The organism is Streptomyces sp. TSRI0281, assembly GCF_001905125.1.
Classification (GTDB): Bacteria; Actinomycetota; Actinomycetes; order Streptomycetales; family Streptomycetaceae; genus Streptomyces.
Map to the genome: position 1 here is coordinate 1 of NZ_LWLE01000035.1, position 6,721 is coordinate 6,721.

At 67.5% G+C, this 6,721-nt stretch carries 7 protein-coding genes and 1 pseudogene; 2 read left to right on the forward strand and 6 right to left on the reverse strand.

Annotation, left to right across the window (positions count from 1 at the left end):
- Positions 1–509 precede the first annotated feature (509 nt).
- The 3 genes from A6A29_RS34665 to thyX all read right to left on the reverse strand — a co-directional run bounded on the left by A6A29_RS34665 (position 510) and on the right by thyX (position 4,113).
- Positions 510–2,195, reverse strand: a complete 1,686-nt coding sequence (locus A6A29_RS34665; RefSeq protein ID WP_073726610.1) for a ribonuclease J — start codon at positions 2,193–2,195, stop codon at positions 510–512.
- 128 nt (positions 2,196–2,323) lie between these two features.
- On the reverse strand, positions 2,324–3,223 hold the full coding sequence (dapA, locus tag A6A29_RS34670) for a 4-hydroxy-tetrahydrodipicolinate synthase (RefSeq protein WP_073726612.1): 900 nt from the start codon (positions 3,221–3,223) through the stop codon (positions 2,324–2,326).
- A gap of 152 nt (positions 3,224–3,375) precedes the next feature.
- Positions 3,376–4,113 carry an FAD-dependent thymidylate synthase gene (gene thyX / locus A6A29_RS34675; protein ID WP_073726614.1) on the reverse strand — a complete coding sequence of 246 codons (738 nt, stop codon included), beginning with the start codon at positions 4,111–4,113 and terminating at the stop codon, positions 3,376–3,378.
- A 187-nt stretch (positions 4,114–4,300) separates the two neighbouring features.
- On the opposite strand from thyX, the gene A6A29_RS34680 reads away from it, so the two are divergent.
- Positions 4,301–4,540: a hypothetical protein gene (locus A6A29_RS34680; RefSeq protein ID WP_073726616.1), complete on the forward strand. Its 240-nt coding sequence runs from the start codon at positions 4,301–4,303 to the stop codon at positions 4,538–4,540.
- Positions 4,541–4,634: 94 nt separating this feature from the next.
- Positions 4,635–5,195, forward strand: a complete 561-nt coding sequence (locus tag A6A29_RS34685; RefSeq protein WP_073726618.1) for a hypothetical protein — start codon at positions 4,635–4,637, stop codon at positions 5,193–5,195.
- A gap of 87 nt (positions 5,196–5,282) precedes the next feature.
- Here A6A29_RS34685 and A6A29_RS34690 read toward each other — a convergent pair whose 3' ends face one another.
- From A6A29_RS34690 to A6A29_RS47210, 3 genes and pseudogenes are all read right to left on the reverse strand, one after another.
- The gene (locus A6A29_RS34690) at positions 5,283–5,750 is read right to left on the reverse strand and encodes a tetratricopeptide repeat protein (protein ID WP_073726620.1); all 468 of its coding nucleotides are present in this window, start codon (positions 5,748–5,750) and stop codon (positions 5,283–5,285) included.
- A gap of 12 nt (positions 5,751–5,762) precedes the next feature.
- Positions 5,763–6,515 (reverse strand): 4-hydroxy-tetrahydrodipicolinate reductase, encoded by a 753-nt coding sequence (gene dapB, locus A6A29_RS34695; protein ID WP_073726622.1) that lies wholly within the window; start codon positions 6,513–6,515, stop codon positions 5,763–5,765.
- A gap of 18 nt (positions 6,516–6,533) precedes the next feature.
- Positions 6,534–6,721 (reverse strand): annotated as a pseudogene (locus A6A29_RS47210) (insulinase family protein); the annotation flags it as partial.

Here is a 6,721-nt window from a genome sequence, read left to right on the forward strand (position 1 = left end):
GACTTTCAAAGGAACCACCAACCTGCCGAAGCAGGCCGGGGTATCAACATATCTGGCGTTGACTTTTGGCACGCTGTTGAGTTCTCAAGGAACGGACGCTTCCTTCGGTCCCGTTTCACCGGGGCCCTCCGGGCGCTTCCCTTCGTGTTCTTGCGTTTCCGACTCTATCAGACTCTTTCGTGTCCGATTCCCGGTCGAAGCGGGTCAAGCAGTTTTCGCTTTCCAGTTCTTCGCTTTCGCGTTTCCCTTTCCGGCGGTTCCAACTTTACCAGACTCTTTTTCGTTCCGTTTCCGGTCCGAATTTAATTCCGGCGGCCTGTGGAGTGGCCTTTGCCTTTCGGCGGATCCGACTTTATCAGAGATTCTGAGTCGGAATTCCCGCCCCGTTCAGGTGCTTCCTGCGCACAAGTGCGCGGGTGCTTCCCGGTCAGGCGGAGCCGTAAACGTACTGGAGCGGGGCGCCCCGATGCAAATCGAGGCGCCCCGCTCCAGGTCGGCGGTCGTGAGGATCAGACCTCGACGACGACCGGAAGGATCATCGGGCGCCGGCGGTAGGTGTCGGAGACCCACTTGCCCACCGAGCGGCGGACGAGCTGCTGGAGCTGGTGGGGCTCCATCACACCGTCCTGGGCCGACTTGTTGAGGGCTTCCTCGACCTTCGGAACGACGGCGCTGAAGGCGGCGTCGTCGATGCCGGAGCCCCGGGCCTGGATGTGGGGGCCGCCCACGATCTTGCCCGAGGAACTGTCGACCACGATGAAGACCGAGATGATGCCTTCGTCGCCGAGAATGCGGCGGTCCTTGAGCGAGGTCTCGGTGACATCGCCGACCGAGAGGCCGTCGACATAGACGTAACCCGCCTGAACCTTGCCGACGATCCTGGCCTTGCCGTCGACCAGGTCGACGACCACGCCGTCCTCGGCGATGACGATGTGGTCCTTGGGGACACCCGTGAGGGCGCCCAGTTCGGCATTGGCGCGCAGGTGGCGCCATTCGCCGTGGACCGGCATCAGGTTCTTCGGCTTGCAGATGTTGTAGAAGTACAACAGCTCGCCGGCCGAGGCGTGGCCCGAGACATGGACCTTGGCGTTGCCCTTGTGGACGACATTGGCGCCCCAGCGGGTCAGGCCGTTGATCACGCGGTAGACCGCGTTCTCGTTGCCGGGGATCAGGGACGACGCCAGGATCACCGTGTCGCCCGGAACGATCCGGATCTGGTGGTCACGGTTGGCCATCCGGGAGAGGGCGGCCATCGGCTCGCCCTGCGAGCCCGTGCAGACGAGCACGACCTCGTCGTCCGGCAGATCGTCGAGGGTCTTCACATCGACGACCAGGCCCGCGGGGACCTTCAGGTAGCCGAGGTCACGGGCGATGCCCATGTTGCGGACCATCGAGCGCCCCACGAAGGCGACCCTGCGGCCGTACTCGTGGGCCGCGTCCAGGATCTGCTGGATGCGGTGCACGTGGCTGGCGAAGCTCGCCACGATGATGCGCTTCTGGGCGTTGGCGAAGACCGTGCGCAGGACGTTGGAGATGTCCCGCTCGGGCGGTACGAAGCCGGGGACCTCTGCGTTCGTCGAGTCGGAGAGCAGCAGGTCGATGCCCTCCTCGCTCAGCCGGGCGAACGCGTGGAGGTCGGTGAGACGCCCGTCCAGCGGGAGCTGGTCCATCTTGAAGTCACCGGTCGCGACGGCCATGCCCGCAGGGGTGCGGATGGCGACCGCGAGAGCGTCCGGGATGGAGTGGTTGACCGCGATGAACTCGCAGTCGAAGACGCCGATGCGCTCGCGCTGGCCCTCGGTGACTTCGAGGGTGTACGGACGGATCCGGTGCTCCTGGAGCTTGGCCTCGATCAGTGCGAGGGTCAGCTTGGAGCCGATGAGCGGGATGTCCGGCTTCAGACGCAGCAGATACGGGACACCACCGATGTGGTCCTCGTGTCCGTGCGTGAGGACGATGCCCTCGACATCGTCCAGACGGTCCCGGATGGTGGTGAAGTCCGGAAGGATCAGGTCGATCCCGGGCTGCTCCTCCTCGGGGAAGAGCACGCCGCAGTCGACGATGAGCAGGCGGCCGCCGTACTCGAAGACCGTCATGTTGCGGCCGATCTCACCGAGACCACCGAGCGGCGTGACGCGCAGGCCGTTCTTCGGGAGCTTCGGCGGGGTACCGAGTTCAGGATGCGGATGACTCAAAAGACTCTCCTTACCACGCGCGCCACGTACCGCTGAGGCACGTGGCGCGCGTGTCATTCGTGCACTTGCTGTTGTCTGGGATGGTGCTTCGCGAGTGTTCCTCGCTTATTCAGTTGTGAAGTCTGTGGTTACAGCTCTACCCCACCGGCGGCCAGATCGATCTTGAGCTGCGCCGTCTCCTGTGCGGTGAGTTCCACCAGGGGCAGGCGCAGCGGACCGGCCGGGAGGCCCTGGAGGGTCAGAGCGGCCTTCGTGGTGATCACGCCCTGGGTGCGGAACATGCCGGTGAAGACCGGGAGCAGCTTCTGGTGGATCTCCGTGGCCTTGTGGACGTCGCCGCCGAGATACGCCTCGATGAGCGCCCGCAGATCAGGGGTCACCACATGGCCCACGACGGAGACGAAGCCGACTGCGCCGACCGAGAGGAGCGGCAGGTTCAGCATGTCGTCGCCGGAGTACCAGGCGAGGCCGGACTGCGCGATGGCCCAGCTGGCGCGGCCCAGGTCACCCTTGGCGTCCTTGTTGGCGACGATACGCGGGTGCTCGGCGAGCCGGACCAGCGTCTCCGTGTCGATCGGCACGCCGCTGCGGCCGGGAATGTCGTACAGCATCACGGGGAGTCCGGTGGAGTCCGCGATGGCGGTGAAGTGCCGCAGGAGGCCTTCCTGCGGGGGCTTGTTGTAGTACGGCGTGACGGCGAGGAGGCCGTGGGCGCCGGTGCGCTCGGCGGTACGGGCCAGCTCGACGCTGTGGCGGGTGTCGTTGGTGCCGATGCCGGCGACGACGTGGGCCCGGTCTCCTACCGCTTCGAGTACCGCCCGTACGAGCTGGTCTTTCTCCGCGTCGCTGGTGGTCGGGGACTCGCCGGTGGTGCCGTTGACGATCAGGCCGTCATTGCCTGCGTCCACCAGATGGGCGGCGAGCCGCTGGGCGCCGTCGAGGTCGAGTGCGCCGTCCGCCGTGAAGGGCGTGACCATAGCGGTGAGGACCCGCCCGAAGGGGGTCTGCGGAGTGGAGATCGGAGCCATGGGTAACACGCTACTCGTTGCTCAGCGCCCGGTGTCCCCTCGGGGGGACGGGGAAGTGGAACCCGGCACTGCCTGCTCGGGGGTTCAAGCAGTGCCGGGTCCGTTTGTTCAGCCTAGATGAACTTCATGAAACGTCGCAATACGGACACTGCTTACGGGGCGACCCGTCCGTTTTTGTTGAAGGCGGCATGAGTGAGCGGCATGAGCCGCGCCCAGTGGGCCTCCATCTGCTCGCCGACCATCTCGATCTCGCGCTGCGGGAAGGACGGGACCGCCGCCAGCTCGTGCTGGGTGCGCAGACCGAGGAAGTGCATCAGCGAGCGGGCGTTGCACGTGGCGTACATCGTCGAGAACAGGCCGACGGGCAGGACCGCGCGGGCGACCTCGCGGGCCACTCCGGCGGCGAGCATCTCCTGGTACGCCTCGTACGCCTGGCGGTAGGAGTCCTCCATCACCCGGCCGGTGAGCTCGTGCTGTGCCTGGGTGCCCTCGACGAACTCGTACTTGCCGGGGCGGCCCTGCTGGACGAGCTTGCGGGACTCCCCCGGGACGTAGAAGACCGGCTCCAGCTCCCTGTAGCGGCCCGATTCCTCGTTGTACGACCAGCCCACGCGGTGCCGCATGAACTCGCGGAAGACGAAAATGGGGGCGCTGATGAAGAAGGTCATCGAGTTGTGCTCGAAGGGACTTCCGTGCCGGTCCCGCATCAGGAAGTTGATGAGCCCCTTGGACCGTTCGGGGTCCTTGGTGACCTCCTCCAGCGACTGCTCCCCGACCGTGGAAACACGGGCGGCGAACAGGACGTCGGAGTCACCTGCGGCATGTTTCACCAGGTCAACGGTGACATCGCTGCGGAAGTGGGGCTTTGCGGGTTCGGGGGTGTCGGTCACCGGCGGGGGTCCTTCCAATGGCGTCGCACGGGCGGCGCCCACTCTACGGCCCGGCACCGACAACGCGGCCGGGACCGCCCGTACGGGGAAATCTTGCATCGATTCGGCGATTCGGGGCACCGATCGGGGGTTCCGCGCGTCTGACTCATTAGCAGCACCCGTTACAGAGATCAAGGAGAGTTTCCTCATGTTCCGCCGGCGTGAATCCGTCCCGTTCTCGTTCGTAGCCGAGGCCGACCGGTTCCGCAGTAATGTCGCTCCCCCGCCCCGTGCCCGCGCCAGCGTGTCGGAACTGGCGGGCCGTTCCCTGGTGGGGCTGACCGTGGTCACCGGTCTCGTCGGATCGCTGCTCTTCGGCCTCCCCGCCCTCGACTCCGGGCACGCCCCGGCCCACGGTAAGCAGTCCGAGGCCGCTCAGGGCCGCTGACCCGTACGGACCCCCTGGGGTGGTCGGGCCGGTACCACTCTCGGTAGCCTCACCGGGCACAGCAATCGAGCGTGCTTGTGAGTGAGGATCAGTCGTGCCCCTGCCCTTCCTGACGGCCGACCGCGCATTCGATGCGAGCGCGGAGGACGTTGCGCTGCCGTTCGACGACCACGACAGCTGGCGGCGCCCCTATCGCCCCGGCCCGTGGCGGGTCGCGGCGGCGGCCACCCTGTTGTTGCTCGCGTCGTTCGTGCTGCTCGCAGCCATGATCATCGGTTTGACCGGCGGGCCGTCCGGAGCCCTCGTGTGTATGGGGCTCTCCGCCGCAGTGATCGCGGGCGCGCTCCGGCTGCTGCGGGTCGGCGCCTGGGTCAGCCGGCACGGCGTGCGGCGCGTGGCGTTCTTCCGGACCACCACCGTGCCGTGGGACCGGGCCGCGGCGGTGCGTACCGTCCAGCAGCCGGTGAACTGGCTCGGCCTGCCCCGTACCGTGCAGGGCCAGGCCCTCGTCGTGGTCCGCCAGGGCGGCGACACACTGCCGCCGCTGGTGACCGACCACAACGCGGATTTCCTGGGGCGGGACGAGGCCTTCGAGCGGGCGACGGACACGATCGAGGCGTGGGGGGACGAGTACCGCCAGGGTGTAGCCGTGTAGCCGTGTAGCCGTGCGGTCGTGTGGCCGCCGCGCGTCAGGCCCGGTACGGGGTGTCCCGTGCCGGGCCTGACGGGTGTGGAGATGTCCTCAATCGCCGGACGGGCTTGATTCCGCTCGGCGCGGGCCGTGCAGTGCGATCGCCCGTTGCATTGCCTTGCGGGCGCGTGGGGTGTCCCTCGCGTCCTGGTAGGCGACCGCCAGACGGAACCAGCAGCGCCAGTCGTCCGGGGTGTCCTCGGTCTCCTCGCGTCGACGGGCGAACACGGCGTCGGCGGAGTCGCGGTCGATACGGCCTGCCGGGGTACGGACCAGTTCGTCGACCGGGAGCCCGCCCTCCGCTTCCAGCTCGGCTGCCAGCGCGTTGGCCCTGCGGACGAACTGGGTGTTCTTCCAGAGGAACCAGACGCCGATCACCGGCAGCACCAGTACCGAGACACCGAACGCGACCGTCAGCAGCGTGCCGTGCCGTATGAGGAGCAGACCACGGCTGCCGACCAGGGCGAAGTAGAAGACCAGGACGGCGGCGGTGACAACGTAGGTGATCTTTGCGCGCATGGGTGGGCTCAGTCAGTTCAGGTCGAGGAAGTGTTCCAGGCCGAAGGTGAGGCCGGGAGTGGTCACCACACGGCGGGTACCGAGCAGGATGCCCGGCATGAAGCTGCTGTGGTGCAGGGAATCGTGGCGGATGGTGAGGGTCTCGCCCTCGCCGCCGAGCAGCACTTCCTGGTGGGCGAGGAGCCCGCGGAGCCGGATCGCGTGGACCGGGACCCCGTCGACGTCCGCGCCGCGGGCACCGTCCAGAGCCGTGGTGGTGGCGTCCGGCTGTGCGGCGCGGCCGGCCTTCTCGCGGGCGGCCGCGATCAGCTGGGCCGTACGGGTGGCGGTACCGGAGGGTGCGTCGACCTTGTTCGGGTGGTGCAGCTCGATGACCTCGACGGACTCGAAGTAACGGGCGGCCTGCTCGGCGAACCTCATCGTGAGGACCGCGCCGATGGAGAAGTTCGGCGCGATGAGCACCCCGGTCTCCGGGGAGCTGTCGAGCCAGGTGCCGAGCTGCGCGAGCCGTTCGTCGGTCCAGCCCGTGGTACCGACGACGGCGTGGATGCCGTGCCGGATACAGAAGTCGAGGTTGCCCATCACCGATGCGGGGGTGGTGAGCTCGACGACGACCTGGGCGCCGGTGTCCGCGAGGGTCTCCAGCTTGTCGCCCCGGCCCAGGGCCGCCACCAGCTCCATGTCGTCGGCGGCCTCGACGGCTCGTACCGCCTCGGCTCCGATACGGCCCCTGGCTCCGAGAACGGCTACGCGCAGCTTGCTCATTGCTTTGTTCCTTAAGGGTTAGGAGACCGCTTCGTGGAGGCGGTCCGCCTGCTTGTCCTTGAGCGGGCCGATGACGGAGAGCGAGGGCCGGTGTCCCAGGACCTCGCCCGCCACCGCGCGTACGTCGTCGGGAGTGACCTCCGCGATCCGGCCGAGCATGTCGTCGACCGACATCTGCTCGCCCCAGCACAGCTCGCTCTTGCCGA